This is a genomic window from Leptolyngbya sp. FACHB-671, assembly GCF_014695745.1.
Classification (GTDB): domain Bacteria; phylum Cyanobacteriota; class Cyanobacteriia; order Elainellales; family Elainellaceae; genus JAAUTN01.
In genome coordinates this window covers 93,299-110,124 of sequence record NZ_JACJOV010000127.1, presented here as the reverse complement: position 1 = coordinate 110,124, position 16,826 = coordinate 93,299, and the positions used below count along the sequence as shown (strand labels likewise).

Annotated in this window: 13 protein-coding genes; 5 read left to right on the top strand and 8 right to left on the bottom strand. The window is 48.0% G+C overall.

Annotation, left to right across the window (positions count from 1 at the left end; all coding sequences use genetic code 11):
• Positions 1–51: 51 nt before the first annotated feature.
• The 3 genes from uppS to lysA form a co-directional block, all read right to left on the bottom strand.
• The gene (gene uppS / locus H6F93_RS17140; RefSeq protein ID WP_190683049.1) at positions 52–804 is read right to left on the bottom strand and encodes an undecaprenyl pyrophosphate synthase; all 753 of its coding nucleotides are present in this window, start codon (positions 802–804) and stop codon (positions 52–54) included.
• Positions 801–1,721: a diadenylate cyclase CdaA gene (gene cdaA / locus H6F93_RS17135; RefSeq protein ID WP_190683046.1), complete on the bottom strand. Its 921-nt coding sequence runs from the start codon at positions 1,719–1,721 to the stop codon at positions 801–803. The genes uppS and cdaA overlap by 4 nt, the downstream gene beginning before the upstream one ends.
• A 172-nt stretch (positions 1,722–1,893) precedes the next feature.
• On the bottom strand, positions 1,894–3,297 hold the full coding sequence (gene lysA, locus H6F93_RS17130; RefSeq protein ID WP_190683043.1) for a diaminopimelate decarboxylase: 1,404 nt from the start codon (positions 3,295–3,297) through the stop codon (positions 1,894–1,896).
• Positions 3,298–3,398: 101 nt separating this feature from the next.
• Here lysA and rimI point away from each other — a divergent pair, with 101 nt between their 5' ends.
• The 4 genes from rimI to H6F93_RS17110 all read left to right on the top strand — a co-directional run bounded on the left by rimI (position 3,399) and on the right by H6F93_RS17110 (position 8,489).
• Positions 3,399–4,106 carry a ribosomal protein S18-alanine N-acetyltransferase gene (rimI, locus tag H6F93_RS17125; protein WP_190683040.1) on the top strand — a complete coding sequence of 236 codons (708 nt, stop codon included), beginning with the start codon at positions 3,399–3,401 and terminating at the stop codon, positions 4,104–4,106.
• Between the two features lie 178 nt (positions 4,107–4,284).
• Complete coding sequence (locus tag H6F93_RS17120) at positions 4,285–6,762, top strand: ATP-dependent Clp protease ATP-binding subunit (RefSeq protein ID WP_190683037.1); 2,478 nt, start codon at positions 4,285–4,287, stop codon at positions 6,760–6,762.
• Between the two features lie 242 nt (positions 6,763–7,004).
• The gene (locus H6F93_RS17115; protein ID WP_190683034.1) at positions 7,005–7,937 is read left to right on the top strand and encodes a phosphoribulokinase; all 933 of its coding nucleotides are present in this window, start codon (positions 7,005–7,007) and stop codon (positions 7,935–7,937) included.
• A gap of 39 nt (positions 7,938–7,976) precedes the next feature.
• On the top strand, positions 7,977–8,489 hold the full coding sequence (locus H6F93_RS17110; RefSeq protein ID WP_190683031.1) for a hypothetical protein: 513 nt from the start codon (positions 7,977–7,979) through the stop codon (positions 8,487–8,489).
• Between the two features lie 97 nt (positions 8,490–8,586).
• Here the strand turns inward: H6F93_RS17110 and H6F93_RS17105 are convergent, their stop codons facing one another.
• From H6F93_RS17105 to H6F93_RS17090, 4 genes are read right to left on the bottom strand one after another with little or no spacing between them, the layout of a single operon-like run.
• On the bottom strand, positions 8,587–9,702 hold the full coding sequence (locus tag H6F93_RS17105; RefSeq protein WP_190683029.1) for an ABC transporter ATP-binding protein: 1,116 nt from the start codon (positions 9,700–9,702) through the stop codon (positions 8,587–8,589).
• 45 nt (positions 9,703–9,747) lie between these two features.
• Positions 9,748–10,653 (bottom strand): carbohydrate ABC transporter permease, encoded by a 906-nt coding sequence (locus H6F93_RS17100; RefSeq protein WP_190642164.1) that lies wholly within the window; start codon positions 10,651–10,653, stop codon positions 9,748–9,750.
• A gap of 3 nt (positions 10,654–10,656) precedes the next feature.
• Complete coding sequence (locus H6F93_RS17095; RefSeq protein ID WP_190683026.1) at positions 10,657–11,571, bottom strand: carbohydrate ABC transporter permease; 915 nt, start codon at positions 11,569–11,571, stop codon at positions 10,657–10,659.
• 12 nt (positions 11,572–11,583) lie between these two features.
• Positions 11,584–12,924, bottom strand: a complete 1,341-nt coding sequence (locus H6F93_RS17090; RefSeq protein WP_190683023.1) for an ABC transporter substrate-binding protein — start codon at positions 12,922–12,924, stop codon at positions 11,584–11,586.
• Between the two features lie 576 nt (positions 12,925–13,500).
• On the opposite strand from H6F93_RS17090, the gene H6F93_RS17085 reads away from it, so the two are divergent.
• On the top strand, positions 13,501–13,983 hold the full coding sequence (locus H6F93_RS17085; RefSeq protein ID WP_206755740.1) for a hypothetical protein: 483 nt from the start codon (positions 13,501–13,503) through the stop codon (positions 13,981–13,983).
• 108 nt (positions 13,984–14,091) lie between these two features.
• On the opposite strand, the gene H6F93_RS17080 is transcribed toward H6F93_RS17085, so the two are convergent.
• Positions 14,092–16,761: a COR domain-containing protein gene (locus H6F93_RS17080; protein WP_190683017.1), complete on the bottom strand. Its 2,670-nt coding sequence runs from the start codon at positions 16,759–16,761 to the stop codon at positions 14,092–14,094.
• Positions 16,762–16,826 lie beyond the last annotated feature (65 nt).

The window sequence follows — 16,826 nt, the reverse complement described above, 5'->3', positions numbered from 1 at the left end:
ACGACCTTCTCCCTAAAAAATTGGCAAATTAACTCTCTATCGGATCGTAAACTAACTCTTTACTTTCCCAAAGCGGCGATCGCGCTGTTGATAGGCACAGAGGGCACGATGAAACTCAGCGCGGTCAAAGTCGGGCCAGAGGGTTTCAGTAACGTAAAGCTCAGCGTATGCGACCTGCCAGAGTAAAAAGTTGCTGATTCGCATCTCGCCGCTAGTGCGAATTAATAAATCAGGGTCGCAAATGCCAGCTGTGTAAAGATGACGCTCAAATACAGCCTCATCAATCTGATCGGGTTGCAATAGCCCTTGCTGCACTTGGGTGGCAATCGCCCGACAAGCCTGAACAATTTCCTGCCTGCCGCCGTAGTTCGTCGCTACTGTAAACTGAATACCCTGGTTTTTCTGGGTTTCTAGCATTGAACGTTCAATTTCAGCCTTAAGCGATCGCGGCAGTGCATCTAAATTGCCGACAAAGTGAATCTGCACATCCTCAGCCATCATTTCCCGCAGTTCCTGGCGCAGAACCCGCTCAAACAGCGTCATCAAGAAGTCAACTTCTTCTAACGGGCGGCCCCAATTTTCTGTTGAAAAAGCATAGGCCGTCAGTGCTTTAACTCCCCAATCTTTGCAGCAACGCAGCAAGTCTTTGAGCGTGTCTACTCCTCGGCGGTGTCCCATGATTCGAGGTAAACCTTGCCGCTTTGCCCAGCGACCATTGCCGTCCATAATTACAGCGACATGCCTGGGTAAGCGTTCCTGATCCAAATCAGCAGGCAGTTGCAAAAGGGTTGATTTGGCTGTCATTTTTTCTCCCGAGAAGCCGACGATGAAAGGCGAATTAAACGCAAAAACAATGTTTTTAGTTGGGTACTTAACTGACGACCCAGGCTCCGCAGTTGAGGGGCAACTGCTTCGCGCTCTACAGATTGAGAGAAGCGATCCCGCAAAAGCTCTCTCAGTTTACTGCTGGTTAAGGGTCGGTTTAGAGTACCCCTTTCAGCTAAAGAAATTGACCCTGTTTCTTCGGATACAACAACGCACAGGCAATTTTCGACTCGTTCTGTAATTCCCATAGCGGCTCGGTGGCGAGTTCCAAGTTGGCGGGAGGCCGTCCGCTCAGAAATCGGTAAAATCACTCCCGCCGCTACAACACGAGAGCCTCGAATTAGGACTGCCCCATCGTGCAGCAGGGTGGTGGTTTGAAAAATGGTTTGCAGCAGTTCCTTAGAAACTTCTGCGTTAATGCGAACCCCTGGTACCGAAAAGTCTCGTTCGTCAATCGGGCGATTTGTTTCCAGAATCAGCAATGCACCGGTTCGATTTTGAGAAAGCTCTTTGACAGCATCCACAATTTCATCAATGACGCTATCAGGTTTAGGAATGGCTGCATGAGCGGGCTTAAATAGCTGTACGATTTCTCCCCGCCCAAGCTGTTCTAGAAAGCGCCGAAACTCAGCTTGTAGGATAAAGGCCATTGCTACAGCGGAGCCGATCACCAGTTTTTCCAGCACAAAACTGAGCAGTTTGAGATTAAGCGTACTGCTAAGTGCTGCTGCCAGCATAAGAACGATTAGTCCTCTTACCATCCATAGAGTCCGTCGTTCTCCAATGATGATTAGCACCATGTAGGTTAAAACCAGAACCAACCCAATGTCGATCGCGGAAAGCAAGGACTGAGTCCAGCTCAGGTTTTTCAGCCATTGCTCCAACAGAGATCCCATCTGATTGATCTAGTTATTCTTGCGTCGCGGGTTGGAAGGGGACTTGGGAAGGATGAAGGAAGGAACGCAAATGCAGTTCTGTTGTTGTTAGCAACGGAATAGGGGTGCTTCAGTTAATCAGAAGGTAGCCAGAAAACAGGTGGACTTTGCTTACCCTTCATCCTTATATCCTTCATCCCTCATCCTTGGACATCAGTCTTTCTGGTATGCAATCCTGTCGAATCAAATCTTGGTAGGTTTCTCTCTGCAAGATTAAGCTAGCTTCTCCCTGGTTGACTAAAACTGCTGCTGGGCGAGGAACCCGATTGTAGTTAGAAGCCATGCTGTAATTGTAGGCTCCTGTGTTCATAACGACGAGGATATCTTCTGGCTGAGTTTTTGGCAGGTGAGCTTGCTTGATTACAATGTCGCCAGATTCACAGTGCTTTCCGGCGATCGCCACCGTCTCCGTACAGTCTGCCGACATTCGGTTAGCAACAACTGCTCGGTACACCGACTGGTAGGTGATCGGTCGAGGATTGTCAGACATGCCGCCATCTACACTAACGTAAGTTCGCACACCTGGGATCACTTTTTGGCTACCGATTGTGTAAGCCGTGACACAGGCCGAGCCAATCAGCGATCGCCCCGGTTCGGCAATCAGCTTCGGTAGAGGAACTTGTTGCGCCTCACAAGCCTTGACGACGCTTTCACAAATTACCCGCACCCATTCCTCAATACTGGGTGGATCGTCTGACTCGGTGTAACGAATTCCTAAGCCACCACCAATATCCAACTCTCTGATAGGCAGTCCATGTTGTGAGGCTTTGCTAAGCCATTGCACCATGACACCTGCTAAGTCCTGGTGGGGCTGTAGCTCAAAAATTTGAGAGCCGATGTGAGCATGAAGCCCAATGCATTCCAGTCCTTCCTGCTGACTAATAAACTGAAAGACTGAATCTAGCTGGTCAGGATCAAAGCCAAACTTGCTGTCCAGGTGCCCGGTGCGAATATATTCGTGGGTGTGGCATTCAATTCCTGGAGTAAGGCGGAGCATGATCGGCAATGGAAGATTTTTGCCGTGCGTCAACTCTGCCAGTGTTTGTAGCTCAAACCAGTTGTCCACCACAATCGTGCAGCCAGAAGCGATCGCCAACTGCAACTCTTCTAACGATTTATTGTTGCCGTGTAGATAAAGTAGTTTGGGATCAACGCCAGCCTGTAGCGCTGTGTAGAGCTCGCCCCCCGAAACTATGTCGATGCCTAACCCTTCACTCGCGGCGATCGCACAAACTGCTAAACAGTTCCAGGCTTTTGAGGCGTAAATCACCAGCGACTCAGCCGGATAGTAGCGCTTGAAGGCATCGCGGTACTGACGGCAAGCCGTTCGCAACGTCTGCTCATCCAAAACGTAGAGTGGTGAACCAAATTGCCGAACTAGTGCAGGCACATCGCAGCCACCAATCTGCAAATGGTCTTGCGAATTAACTTGAGCAGTCAGCGGCAGCAAATACTGATTGGGTGAAGGCTGAGCAGTCGTGGGATGTGGTAAATACTGGCAACCAGAATTTGTCCCCACAGCGGGAGTCGATACCATTGCGTTTGCGATGTCCTTAAGAAAATTAGTAATTATTGCGTTCTATTACCTAGTGTACAATTGAGGGCTGTGCATCCTTAAGTCATTCCTTCAAGGTTTGTTTGAAATTCCTCAAAATAGCGTCTCTAACTTCAGACCAACTCGCCGCTGCCGTAGAGCTAGATCAGCTTGCTCTAGGAGGTCTGTGGACACTAGATGGTTATAAGCGAGAACTTGACAGCCCCAATAGTGATTTACTAGTACTAGAAAATTTGGGGGAAGAGGGGTTAGGGGCTAAAGGCGGGGGGCGGGGGCAAGAAGAGTCGGAAGCACAGGAGCAAAGATTGGAGACGGGGGGCTGGAATAGTCAACCTACTTCTCCTGAATCTTCTACTCTCCCTCTCTTAGGAATTGCCTGCCTTTGGGCAATTCTAGAAGAAGCACATATTACTATCCTTGCAGTTCATCCTGACTATCAGCGACAGGGGTTAGGGCAAATTTTACTCTGGGCACTGCTGCAGTCGGCTTGGAAACGGGGTTTAGAATGGGCAACTTTAGAAGTGCGGGTTTCTAATCGAGCGGCGATCGCCCTCTATCAAAAATTTGGCTTCAGCGAGGTGGGAAGACGACGACGCTACTATCAAGACACTGGGGAAGATGCCCTGATCCTTTGGCACAATGGCTTACAGCGTCCTGAGTTTCAGCAAACTCTAAAGATTTGGCAAAGTCAGATCTTGGATCGCTTATGCCAGTCCGGATGGAGTTTGCCCGTAACTGATGAAAGTTTATATCAACCCGAAAGACCCCTTGACTTGGGGACACCTTCATGATGTGATTTCTTTTCGGGAAGTAAAATCGACATTCTCTAGGCAAAAATTCCTAGCCAATTAATCTGCTGAAGCTTTGATAACTACTACTATGGGCTGGTTGTTGTACAGGTGGCAACCAGTCCGTTTCCCTATGCTAGAATCAGCAGTACCGGCACGCAGCAGGTGATGGAAAAACGCCATGTTTGAACGCTTCACAGAAAAAGCCATTAAGGTGATTATGCTTGCCCAGGAAGAAGCACGTCGCCTGGGACATAACTTCGTGGGTACAGAGCAGATCCTCCTGGGTCTGATTGGAGAAGGGACCGGCGTCGCCGCCAAAGTGCTGAAATCAATGGGCGTCAATCTCAAAGACGCTCGGATTGAAGTCGAAAAAATCATCGGTCGAGGCTCTGGCTTCGTCGCCGTTGAAATCCCATTCACACCACGAGCCAAGCGCGTCCTAGAACTGTCGCTTGAAGAGGCTCGTCAACTGGGGCATAACTACATTGGGACTGAACACTTACTCTTGGGTTTAATCCGAGAGGGGGAAGGAGTCGCCGCACGGGTTCTGGAGAACTTGGGAGTTGACCTTTCCAAAGTTCGAACGCAAGTCATTCGGATGCTAGGAGAAACCGCAGAGGTTTCTGCTGGTGGCAGTCAAGGTCGTACCAAAACTCCAACCCTGGACGAATTTGGGGCTAACCTGACCCAGATGGCCGCTGAGGGCAAGCTTGACCCCGTTGTTGGTCGTCAAAAAGAAATTGAGCGAGTTATTCAAATTCTAGGTCGCCGTACAAAGAACAACCCTGTTCTAATCGGTGAACCTGGAGTAGGTAAAACCGCGATCGCTGAAGGTTTGGCTCAGCGCATTTCTAACAACGATGTCCCTGACATCCTAGAAGAAAAGCGCGTTGTCACTTTAGATATTGGTCTGCTGGTTGCAGGCACCAAATATCGAGGTGAATTTGAAGAGCGCCTGAAGAAGATTATGGATGAGATTCGTCAAGCTGGGAACGTCATCCTGGTAATTGACGAAGTTCATACCCTAATCGGTGCAGGTGCCGCAGAAGGGGCGATCGATGCTGCTAACATCCTCAAGCCAGCCTTGGCGCGGGGTGAACTTCAGTGCATCGGTGCAACGACGCTGGATGAATATCGCAAGCACATCGAGCGAGATGCCGCTCTAGAGCGCCGCTTCCAGCCTGTCATGGTAGGTGAACCCACCGTACCTGAGACAATCGAGATCCTACACGGTTTACGAGAGCGTTATGAGCAGCATCACAAGCTGAAAATCTCTGATGCCGCCCTCGAAGCAGCCGCTAAGCTCTCCGACCGCTATATTTCAGACCGCTACCTACCTGACAAAGCAATTGATCTGGTTGATGAAGCAGGTTCTCGCGTTCGCTTGATTAATTCTCAGCTTCCTCCTGCCGCTAAGGAGCTAGATAAGGAACTGCGTCAAGTCCTTAAGGATAAAGACGATGCGGTTCGTTCTCAAGACTTCGATCGGGCTGGAGAGCTGCGCGATCGCGAAATGGAGATCAAGGCTGAGATTCGGGCGATCGCTCAGAGCAAGAAAACCACAGAATCCGCAGACGGTGAAGACACTTCCCCGATTGTGGACGAAGAGGATATTGCTCAAATCGTTGCTTCTTGGACAGGTGTTCCGGTTAATAAGCTGACCGAATCCGAGTCTGAGAAACTACTGCACATGGAAGACACCCTGCACCAGCGCCTTGTTGGTCAGGAAGAAGCCGTTAGAGCGATTTCTCGTGCGATTCGCCGCGCCCGTGTTGGATTGAAAAACCCCAACCGACCCATCGCTAGCTTTATCTTCTCCGGACCAACCGGGGTAGGTAAGACAGAGCTTGCTAAGTCTCTGGCTTCTTACTTCTTTGGTTCCGAAGAAGCAATGATCCGCCTTGACATGTCCGAGTTTATGGAGCGCCATACAGTTTCTAAACTGATTGGTTCGCCTCCCGGTTATGTCGGTTACAACGAAGGGGGTCAGCTTACTGAAGCAGTGCGTCGTCGTCCATACACTGTTGTGTTGTTCGATGAGATTGAGAAAGCGCACCCAGATGTGTTCAACATGTTGCTGCAAATCCTGGAGGACGGTCGCTTGACCGACGCCAAAGGACGCACAGTGGACTTCAAGAACACGCTGTTGATCATGACATCTAACATCGGTTCTAAGGTGATTGAGAAGGGTGGAAACAGTTTGGGCTTCGAGGTTTCCTCGGAAAATCAAGCAGATGCCCAGTACACTCGAATCCGCTCTCTGGTAAACGAAGAACTGAAGCAGTACTTCCGCCCAGAATTCCTCAACCGTCTCGACGAGATCATTGTCTTCCGTCAACTCTCGAAGGACGAAGTCAAGGAAATCTCCGACATTCTGTTGAACGAAGTCTTTGGTCGTCTGAGAGAACAGGGAATTACTCTGGAAGTCACAGAGCGCTTCAAAGATCGTCTGGTGGAAGAAGGTTACAATCCTTCTTACGGTGCAAGACCTCTGCGCCGAGCGATCATGCGCCTCTTGGAAGATAGTCTGGCTGAGGAAATCCTCTCTGGACGCGTCAAAGAAGGGGATACCGCTATCGTTGACGTAAACGATGACGGGCAGGTGCAGGTACTTCAAGGTGAGAAGCGAGAGTTGTTACCTCAAGCTGTTGACTAGTCACGACAGTAAAGTTTGAAAACCTATTATGGGTTTATAGCGGTGTGGGCTGTGCCTACACCGCTTTTATATTTGGGCGATCCCTCTGATTAGTTGGGCTAAGACAGAATAAGAACGGCTACGGTTGCTCACCCTAAATCGAACTGATGTTAAGTAAAAGAATTGCTGTCCCCAATTAACCTTAAAATTATTGCATTCAATCTTTGATTGACGTTGTCCCTATTCCTGAACAGGAGGAAGCCATGACTGATCGCCCTATTATCCTTGGTATTGTTGGCGACAGCGCGGCTGGTAAAACGACTCTGACGAAAGGTATTGCTCAAGTCTTAGGAGAAGAAGACGTTACGGTGATTTGCACCGATGACTATCATCGTTACGATCGCCAGCAGAGAGCCGAAATGGGAATTTCAGCCCTGCATCCAGACTGCAACTATCTCGATATTATTCAACAACACTTAGCGCTTCTTCGCGCTGGGCAGCCAATTCTAAAGCCGATTTATAACCATAAGACGGGTACTTTTGACCCGCCTGTTTACATCAAACCCAGCAAATATGTAATTGTTGAGGGTTTGCTGGGTTACTCAACTCGTGGAATGCGAGACAGCTATGATGTCAAAGTTTATCTAGCACCGCCAGAACCATTGCGAGCAACCTGGAAAATTAAGCGAGATACCGCCAAGCGGGGTTATAACAGCGAGCAGGTTTTGGAGCAATTACAAAAGCGGGAACCTGATTCAGAAGCGTTTATTCGACCTCAGCGCCAGTGGGCAGATGTGATAGTCACCTTTTATCCTTCTAGCGAAGAATCGCAGGACGATCTGCTGCTGAATGTGCACTTGGTGTTGCGACCTACGATTCCGCACCCTGATTTGGTTCACGTTCTCAAGCCGGATGGCAATCATTTGGGTTCAGCCATTCGGTTGGAGCTAGATCGAGATATGGGTAAGCCTGTAGACGTTTTAGGAATCGATGGTCACGCGACTGTGGAACAGGTTAGGGAGCTAGAACGAATTCTCTGTAATGAGGTTCCTTACCTGGGGCAGTTTTGTAGCTTGAATGGAAATCAAGCTATTGGTAAAGTCGTTGGCACGACGGGTGAGATTTTGCAAAGTCATCCGCTGGCCCTAACGCAGCTTTTAATTACCTATCACATGCTCAAAGCTGCCAAACTGTAGGAACGACTTTAGGATTGAAGTAAAAATTGCTCAATTGTTATGAGTTCAATTCATCGGTTTTTAGTGGGTGCAGCTGGAGTTACTTTAGGATGCATTGTTTCAAGCTGTACGACAGTTGCAACGACCCAATATGAGGCAACCGCTTTAACGACTTATACTTGGCGAGTTGAGTATACGACCGATCCAAGCGATCGCCGCCGCACTCGCACCGAGGAATTTGCCTCGACCTCACTGCTCAATCAAAATGGTGAACAGCCTGATGGTGCGGTGACTGGTCCAGATGATCAGGGACTGTGGTGGGCGGAGTTGCCGCCGCGCCCAACGACAGAGGAGCTGGAGGGCAGGAAGCGATCGCTTGAACAAATCGGCACTCCAGAACTGCTCAAAACCGTAGAATACTCATTGACCTACACGACTGACGGACAAACTCGAACATTGCCAACCGATCACTCTGTTTATCGCAAAGCAGTTAGAGCTCGTCAGGATGGACACTCTCTGGAAGTACTGCTAGGTGTAGGGGATGCAACCGTTGAAGATGTAAATCCTCAATAAGAAAGCTCGTTACATTTCTGCTTGGGTAAACCACAAATCCCTGTAGGGGCAGTTCGCGAACTGCCCCTACAGGGATTTGTGGTTTACTATAAAGGACTTAACGCTTAACCGGGATACCCTGGTCTAGGCGAGCTTCCTCGTGGGTGGTGGGGAGGCGATCGCCATTTTGAGCATTAAACCAGTGAATTGACTCTAATGGTAATGCCAGGGTAAGGTCTTCGTTATTCCAACGCTGATCTGCTGAAAGCAGCGCCCGAACGGTGAGATTTTCTGCGCCTTTTACCCGGACGCTGAGCAGATAGCTCATACCCAGGTTTTCAACCAGGAAGACTTGACCCTGAATTGTTTGCCGCTCATCGGGTCGAGCTAGACGAACGTGTTCAGGACGAATGCCTAACACAATTTCGGGTGGCGGTGCAAATCCGCCTGGAATCGGGATTCTATAATCGCCCAGAATCGCGTTATTACCCTGACACTTAAGCGTCAGAAGGTTCATTTGTGGACTGCCAATAAATCCAGCTACAAACTGGTTTGCAGGTCTGTTGTAAATTTCATGGGGTGCGTCTAGCTGCTGCAAATAACCGTTGTTGAGGACGGCCACTTTTGTAGAAAGGGTCATCGCTTCGGTTTGGTCGTGGGTCACGTAAACCACAGGTGTACTTTGAGCATCAAAGATTTGCTTCAATTCTGCCCGCACCTGTTCTCGCAGCAATGCATCTAGGTTACTCAGCGGTTCATCTAACAGAAATACATCGGGGCGACGCACCAGCGCCCGAGCTAAAGCAACCCGCTGCCGTTGTCCACCCGATAATTTGGCAGGCTTGCGATCCATCAGTTCCTCTAAACCCAAGATGTGTCCTGTTTCGGCAACTCGGTGCCGGATTTCACTGGAAGGAACTTTTTGCAGCTTTAAACCTGAAGCAATGTTGTCGTGCACGGTCATGTGCGGATAGAGCGCGTAGCTCTGGAACACCATTGCAATGTTGCGATCGCCCGGTGCTTTGGCGTTGACATTGCGATCGCCAATTCGCACTTCGCCCTTGGTTGGCTGCTCCAATCCAGCAATCATTCGTAGCGTAGTAGACTTCCCGCATCCTGAAGGCCCCACAAATGTGAGAAACTCTCCATCTTCTACTGCCAAGCTCAAATCCTTCACAGGAACAATCTTCGGGCTGTAGGTCTTGTTTAAATGTCTTAATTCAAGTTTAGCCATGACTTTTAAATAGAGATAGCAGTTGACAATGTCGAAAGGTTTTTCCTATCCTTTCACCGCACCAGATGTTAAACCTTGAACAATCTTGCGCTGGAAGAACAGCACCAAAAGGATCAGCGGCAGCGTGCCCACAATTGTTGCAGCCGCTAGAGGACCAAACGGAACATCAAATAACGTGGTGCCACCCAACTGAGCTGCTGCAACAGGAATCGTTTTCAGGTTCTCACGGGTCATGAAAGTGAGTGCAAAAATGTACTCGTTCCAGGCAAAGATGAAAGCCAGAATTCCTGTTGTCACCAATGCGGGGAGCGTCATGGGTAGAACAATCTGAGTCAACATCTGCACTGTGTTGTATCCATCCACCTTGGCAGAATCTTCCAGATCGCGAGGCAACTGTTGGAAGAAACTTCGCATCACCAGAATGGTTAAAGGTAAGTTGATCGCCGTGTAGGGAATGATCAGCGCTAAATAATTGTTGGCAAGTCCCGTTACTCGAACAATTTCCAGCAATCCTAAAAACAGCAAAATGTAAGGAAACAGTGTGACGATTAACACGGCTGCTAGAATGAATTGCTCTCCTGGTAGCCGCAGTCGTGCTAGTGCGTAAGCCGCAGGCGACCCGATCGCCAAACACAACAGGGTAGATGTGATTGCCACAAACGCACTGTTGAAAATGTAAGCGCCAAACCGTTCCCGTGTGAACAGCTCAATGTAATGCTGCAAAGTGTACTGATTGGGAGCCGGAAAGTAGACTACAGGCAATTCTGTAATCGCATCATTGGTTTTGATTGAGGTTAACCATTGCCACAGCACGGGCCCTAAGCTAAATAGGACAACGGCAATGATGGCAACCCAAAGCAACACTTTTTTTAGCGGAAAACTCTGTGCTCCAGGTGTAGAATGACCCGCAGGCGGGGTTTGGCGAGGAGTATCATGGGCTGTAGTGGTCATGGCTTACTGAACTCCTGTTGCGTTACGAACTTTGGATAAGAAGAAAGTAGACAACGCTACTACAGCAACCAACACCAGGAATGTGATAACTACTAGTGCTGCCCCATAGCCAAAGTCTAGATAGTTCATCACCGTTGCGTAGATGTAGAGAGAAACCATCTCCGTTGCGCCACCAGGACCGCCACCCGTCATAACCTGAGGCAAGTCGAAAATACCAAAGGCTTGAGCAAAGCGGAATAAGCTAGCAATCAAAATTTGCGGCATCAGCAGTGGCAGCGTGATTTGGCGGAAGCTTTGCCAGGGCGTTGCACCGTCAATTGAATGAGCCTCATACAGGTCTTGAGAGATCGACTGCAAGCCTGCCAACAGCAAAATGCTGACAAAAGAAGTGGTCTTCCAAACGTCTGCCGCAATTACGCAGATCATTGCCCAGGTGGGATTTCCTAGCCAGTTCACGGGATTTTCCAGAATGTGGAACCAATTCACCAGCATGTCATTCCACACGCCATATTGGTCATTGAAAATCCAGCGCCATGCCAAGGCGATGATGGCAGTGGGTAGGGCCCAAGGCAAGATGGCGATCGTTCTGACGATGCCTCTGCCACGAAAGGCTTGATCTAGAATCAGGGCAAATGCCATGCCTAGAATCAGTTCTAGAATCAGGGAGACAACCGTGAAAATGGTTGAATTCCAAATACTGAGCCAAAACCGCCCATCCAAAGCCATTCGTACATAATTATCAACACCTGAAAAAACAGGTTCTAAGCCCGTACCCAAGTTTTCGGTGAAGAAGCTGAGTACGAAAGCACGACCAATTGGATAGGCGTAAATCGCCAGCAGAATGAGAGCAGCTGGTGCAAGCAGCATCCAACCGGTGCGTTGCTCTCTGGCGCGAATTGGGTCCGTTGTTGTGGTCATTCGATCGCCTCCCTATGCGTTGTTGTTATATCTGCCGAGCAATCGACGGGTTTCACCTGCTGCCCGTTCCATTGCCCGTTCTGGAGAAATTTGTCCAGAAATCGCCGAGCTCAGGTAGCGCTGAAGAATATCGGATACCTGCGTATACTGTGGCACGGGTGGACGCAACACAGCCTGCTCTGCAATTTCTAACAACTGTGGATAGTGACCATATCGACCTACAATTTCAGGATCGGTGAACAGATTGACGCGGCTAGGCACATAGCCATACTCCATCACAAACAGTTTTTGGGCTTCCTCACTGGTCATGAACTCGATCACTCTCCAGGCTTCCTCAGGATGGGGAGAACTTGCAGAAATGCCAAATCCCCATCCGCCTAAGCAGGCACCGCCTTCGCCTTCAGCACTGGAAACCATAGGTCTGATGCCCACCTTTCCATTGATGGGAGAGCCTTCCTGGTTAACTTCTGGGAAAGCGTAGGGCCAATTTCGCATGAAAGCGGAGTTACCATTTTGGAATACCCGTAGTGTTTCAACCTCTTGATAGTTGGTGACACCAGGGGGTGAAACTCGTTCGGTCACGGTATTGCGCAAAAACTCAGCGGCGGCGATCGCCTCAGGTTGGTCAAGACCCACTTCTTGCGTTTCAGGATTAACCCAAAAGCCGCCAAACCCGGCTAGCACTTCGACAAAGTCTGCCGATAGTCCTTCGTATTGCGCGCCTTGCCAGACATAGCCCCAATCTATATCGCCTTGTTTTAGCTGTTGGGAAACTTCAATCAACTCCTCAAAGGTGTCTGGTGGTTCCAAACCTGCTTCTTCTAGTAAGTCAGTGCGGTAGTAAAGTACGCCAACGTCGGAGCGCATTGGCACCCGATATAGCTCACCTTCGTAGCGGCTACCTTCAATATCGGCCGGGAGGAAAGCCGATAACTCTTCTTCAGAGATCTGGTCGGAAAGTGGAAGCAGCCAGTTTGCAGCCGCAAATTTAGGAATCCAGGTAATGTCAGCTAGCACCAAATCATAGGGTGAGTCGCCTAATAAAAATGATGAGGTGTACAATCCTTCAACTGCATCGGAGGCGTTGGGAGCGGGAGCAATTTGAATCCGAATGTCTGGGTTTTCTGATTCAAACTGCTCAACTAGCGGCTGAAACTGTTCTGCCTCCAGGGCACTCACTAGAAAACTAATGGTGACGGGCTGCTGGCTTAACACCACAACCCCATAAAAAATCACCCCTAAAAAAGCGGCGATCGCTATCCCCCACAGGCGCAGACGGCGGGATGACAGCGTTTGCAGAAGGTGTGTTTGCAGAAAGTGTTTGAGTCTGCGAATCTGCTGATTAACATTCATATCTGTTAAGGTAATTTATAAATTGTCGGAAATTGTCGGGCGAAGATGACAAGCGAAGATAGTGAGGGCAGCGAGTTGATCAAACTTCCAGCTTCGAGGCAACAAGTCAGACAAAAGGTTGCTTATTTTGAGCAAACGAAATAGATAAAGAAACGGTAACTTTGACGCGATCGCACTTCACTCGATCCAAAAGGCGGTCTACTAATAGAAATTGGGGCTGCCTACGCTGCAAGCTTCCCACCGCTTTTAATCTTTGCTTTCTGGAGCAATTTTTTGTCTGTTTCTTGTGTAACACTTTAACTGGTGTGACACCCCTATCCGTCGATATATTTTTAATCTAATCGTTTAGAAAAGTTAACATTATTGAACAAATTTAGTAGTTAATAATTCAATCTATTGCTTGACAAATGTACCTCTATTTAATGAATAGAAATGAGGTGTTTATATCTGTTTAATGTAGGCGATCGCATTCTGGTATTTAATTACGCTCAAAATGTATCTGTTACTATCCTTACAGGCATCCTTCTTCTAGAGAAGATGGTGCTTTCCAAGTTTGTACGCATTGATCAAAGGGCTATGAGAAAGGAAAGTAGTTTGCAGAGTTTATCTTCTCTTGATGTGGACGAAGAACTCCTGGAAGTGCTTCTACTTTATTTAGATAAATTAATTGTGATGGGTGTTGATTTAAACTATCTTCCGTTACAACAAGCGATCGAAGGACATGTAAATCATTTAGAAACAGCATGTAGAGCTCTAATTGGGTATGCAGGGTGGTTAGCCCATTGCGGCGATCGCTTTAATAGTGAAATCCATGCCACTAAATGCTTCATTAAAGCGTTGGTTGAACGCTGGGAGCCTCACCCTACATGGGAAGATTATGCAGATCTTGTTGCACAATCAAGATACGTGAGTCCCTATGAGCGCGCACGCATATTAATTCATGAGCTTAATTGCAAGGATTCTGTAAGAACTTGGAAGTCTGAAATCCTGGAGCATCTTTCAGACAAGGAGATTGAAGAGTTAATTCCCAATCTTCAAAATGAACTTAACGCTCTCTAGCATTGAACGTGGGATGGGCAAAGCTAGTCCATTAGCCCATACTCCTCCCGAATCAAGCAGATGGACATAAGCGATTAAATGGGGACGAGCGATCGCTCTTTGCTCGTCCTACGTTCCTACAAATGCTGCTTTAAGTTTCTTGCAGATGTTTACCAGGGCAAAGTTTAGGTCGGGTGGAGAGAGGCTATCCAGAGGTTGCTGGGGAGGATGGGCTGACTGATATTTTGCAATCTCGGTTTCCTCATAGGAACTGTAGCTGATCGGTATCCAAAATACGGTCAACCCTTCTTGCTCAGCCGCATTCAGAAGTGGGGGCAATTCTTGATCTGCAATGAAATCGGATGCTAGAAAGTTAGGGCTAACCAGCAGAACTGCAACTTTTGCCGCCGATAAAGCTGTCTCGATGTCTTTTCGCCATTCTGCACCGGGTTGAATGCGGGTATCGTCCCACACGTCTAGTGTTTGGTTGCGAATCATCGGTTTGAGGTGGGTTTGAAGCTGTTTTAGCCAGTTCTGATCTTGATGGCTATAGCTGACAAAAACCTGATTGCGGCTAGCTTCCGTCATAGATGTTTGCCTCGATTGACGATTGAGTGACTTTTCTCGTGCTTGCTCCAGTTCTCGATGGAGGGATTCTGCGGGAGTAGGCAGACGAGCCGGTCTGACGAGATACTTTTGCTCTAGTTCAAGTTCTTGGGACAAAACATCATCAATTAGTCTGCGAACATCTACCATTTGCCGACTTTTTTGACATTGGATGAGGTATGCCTGGTCATCCAAAAACTCACGTAACGTTTCTAGGGGGTAGGAATAGGGGGTTCGGCTGTTTTTGCATTTCTTCTCACAGTTGCAGGGAACTAGAGTGTCATACTGCAAACGTTCGTAGGATTGATGAATCTTTGTGAGTTCGTGGGTGACGACTGCCAGCAGTTCTTTTTTGCGGTTTCCGGTGACGCGAATTCTGATTTCTCGCTGGTTGTAATGCTCAATTACTTCGGCGCGAGTCTGGTCTTTGTGTAACACTACGCCGTTTTTCCAGACTAGTTGCTGCTCAATCCAGGGATGCATCTCGACAATCAGGCGGGTGAGGATGCCTTTGGGCATGAACTCATATTCATAGCGCAGACTCAGGTTGTCGGTTTCATCCCAGTCGTAGTCGGGCTGGTTGATTGAGAGTAGGTTGGGCGCGATGTAGGTGTGGGGACGACCGGGAATTTCGTAGCAGAGCTTGAACCGCATCATTAGGTGCAGCAACTCATCTTGCATATCGGCGTATTCGGCATCGCTCCAAATGTCGGCAAGCTCATCCTGAGTGAAACAGCCGAGATTGCGTCTGACGGTTTCGTTATCCAGCACTTTGTAGACGGCAGCGGTGCCCCACTCTGGTTTGAGGATGACGGTCTTTTTGAGCAGAGGATCAGTGTGAAAGTGGAGACAAACGCCAAGATCGTGGAGATAGCGAATCAACAATAGCTTGTCTTGCTTGTCAGTTAAATCGTTGCTCTGACACAGCCGATAATATTCATCGAGGCTAATGTAATTGTGAGAACGGCTTTCCAAAGCAGAGCGGACTTTTATCCATGACTTAGGCTGTGGAGTGCCTACGTGAGGTAGTCTGCTGATGTGAAACTGAATAATATCTTTGATTTCTTTCAAACCTCGGTTATCAACAAGGTTTGTAGCCAAAATTTCTTTGAGGTTGCTAAACTCTCCCCGCAGTTGGCGATCGTTAATTTCGCACTGGCGATTTTGTTTTTCATTTTTAACGAGCAGAACTGGACTGTTGTTGCTTAACAGTTCTACTATATTGAGCCAGTAGTAAAAGTCGGTATTTTCCTTACGAGTATCGGCAACTAGAAGATAGAGAGAACGTTCTGTGAGAAAAAACTGATGAGTATGGTGGTAAATTTCCTGCCCACCAAAATCCCAAATATTGACGCAAAAATCTTGTCCGTTCGGTTGTTTAAAGTGCCACTGAATTACACCAATCCCATGAGTTGATTCCTCGTCGGGCAGAAGATTGTATGACTCATTTTGAATCTTTTTAGCTAAAGAGGTCTTTCCGACTTCCCCTTCTCCCAATATCAATAATTTTGCTTCGTATAGCAGTTCAACATCATTTGAATTTTGTATGCGAAAGTAGAAGTTGAGAATAGCAGAAGGTTGACCTAAATTGTTCCAGGAACCGCCTAAAATTTCGGAAGGAATAGATATTGGATTGTCCCGCAAATCTAGTTTCGTGAGTTGAGAGAGCTGCCTCATTTCTAGAGGCAAACTGGCAAAGTAGTTATTCTCAAGGTTAAGAATTTCTAGCGCTTGAAGTTGTCCAATTTCAGCAGGCAGGTTGCTCAAGTGATTATTTCCAAGGTCGAGCAATTGTAAGTTAGCCAATTGACCAATTTCAGCAGGCAGGTTGCCCAAGTGATTGTTTCCAAGGTCGAGTGATTGTAAGTTAGCCAATTGACTAATCTCAGAAGCCAAGCTGTTCAATTGATTGCTGCTAAGGTCAAGCAATTGTAAGTTGGTCAATTGACCAATCTCAGCAGGCAGACTAATCAAGAAATTAAAACTGAGATCAAGCGATTGCAGATTAGTCAATTGCCTAATTTCAGCAGGCAGACTGATCAAGCGGTTGTTGAAGAGGTTGAGCGATTGCAGATTAGTCAATCGACCAATGTCAGCAGGTAAATCAATCAAGCGATTGCGGCTGAGGTCAAGTTCTGTCACCCCATCTTTCGCCGCCTGTTCAATTACTTGCAGCAGTTCTTCCTGAGTCATCGGTAATCACTGAATCGTTATCCAATACTGTAGCCATAAATCCGTTTATCACTGCTGACTTTCAC